Origin of the sequence: Sutterella massiliensis, assembly GCF_016899755.1 — a bacterium.
Classification (GTDB): Bacteria; Pseudomonadota; Gammaproteobacteria; order Burkholderiales; family Burkholderiaceae_F; genus Sutterella; species Sutterella massiliensis.
In genome coordinates this window covers 1-1,359 of the sequence record NZ_JACJJC010000081.1, presented here as the reverse complement: position 1 = coordinate 1,359, position 1,359 = coordinate 1, and the positions used below count along the sequence as shown (strand labels likewise).

Below are 1,359 nucleotides of genomic sequence, written 5' to 3'. Positions count from 1 at the left end.
GGGTTGATGAACGTCACGAACTTCGGTTCGTGCGTTTCCGCGACCACAAGCTTCGGGTTGATGAAGTTGCCGATCGGATGAACGGTGAGTCCTTCGCGGTCGCGGTAGTAGTTCGAGGTTGCCTGCGAGTCGCAGAGGAGCACGTCGTTCAACGGGAAGCGGTAGTGCAGGTGATTGCCGTTGCAGATGATGTAGGCGTTCGGAATGCCGAAAAGGTGCGCTTCAACGTTCATGGCGCGGCAGAGCGGGTCGGTGCCGTAGCCGATCACCAGGTCGGGTTTGAACGATTTGAGAAGCTTCGAGTAGTGGAAGAGAAACCGCGAGGCTTCGTACGAAGTGATCGCGTTCCAGTCTGTTGACTTGAAGCCCGTGAAGAAATAGTGCCGGATGGGATTCGCCGGGTTGACGGAGGAGTCCACATTGACGAGGATCTCCTTTCCCTTCGCATTCTCGAGCTGCTCTTTGAAGTTGGGGATCCGCGCTTCGCCCGAAGGATTGTCGAAAATTCCGCCGCCGATGCTCGCCGTTTCGTAATCGAGAAGCGAAAGCGTTTGAAGCATCGTATAGCACTGCATCGTTGCCCCGTTCGAAACGTCGAATAAGGTCTGCGGGCAAGCAAAAAGAACTTTTATTTTTCTCATAGATAACGTAAATTGAGTTTAAATCTATGTCGGATAAGTACCAATAAGCCCATTTGTATACAAAAATAAATTTTTTGAGATACAGAGAAAACCCTATTCGAGGGGAGGGGGGTACATGTATAGATTGAAAGTGCTGTTTGCGTGAGATTTCAAGCTGTTTCTCTGATCAAGAAACCCAGCGAAAGCTCCCTTGAATTCTATGCGCTAAGCGACTGATCAGTGAGTTTATCTATGCAGCCATTTATGGGCGGGTGCGGTTTAGCAATGCGCACCCATGAATTCTTTATGCATTCCGCGCCGATTTATCGGCATGAGCGGAAGGCTTTTGCACGCCCGTACTTAGGCCTCATCCCATTCATCACGGCGAGCTTCTGTTTTGAGTCTGTCGAGCCCTCCGTGTTCAACCGGTTTCTAATTGCAAATGAAGGCGAAAGCGCGTGCCCGCGTGTATTCGGTATGCCTGAATCGCAGTCGATTTCGCCCTTCGTGGAGTAGAGCTCTATGAATACCATCTACAAGGTCATCTGGAACGACGCACTCCGTCTCTATCAGGTCGTCAACGAAATGTGCCGCAGCCGCAGAAAGGCTTGCTCGGTGAAGGCGGTGCATGTTGAAGGCTCGTCGCTCGGCATTTCCAATGTGCTGAAGGCCGGTGCGATGGCCGGAACGCTCGGCCTGATGACGCTCGGCACCCCTGTTTGGGCTGCTCCCTACAATG

The 1,359-nt window shown here is 52.1% G+C and carries 2 protein-coding genes; one reads left to right on the top strand and one right to left on the bottom strand.

Annotated features, from left to right (window positions below):
* Positions 1–560, bottom strand: a 560-nt coding sequence (locus H6A60_RS11360) for a glycosyltransferase family protein (protein WP_205104695.1), incomplete at its 3' end; no start/stop codon positions are given.
* Positions 561–1,142: 582 nt separating this feature from the next.
* On the opposite strand from H6A60_RS11360, the gene H6A60_RS11355 reads away from it, so the two are divergent.
* The coding region (locus tag H6A60_RS11355; protein ID WP_239477734.1) for an ESPR domain-containing protein at positions 1,143–1,359 on the top strand (217 nt) is incomplete at its 3' end.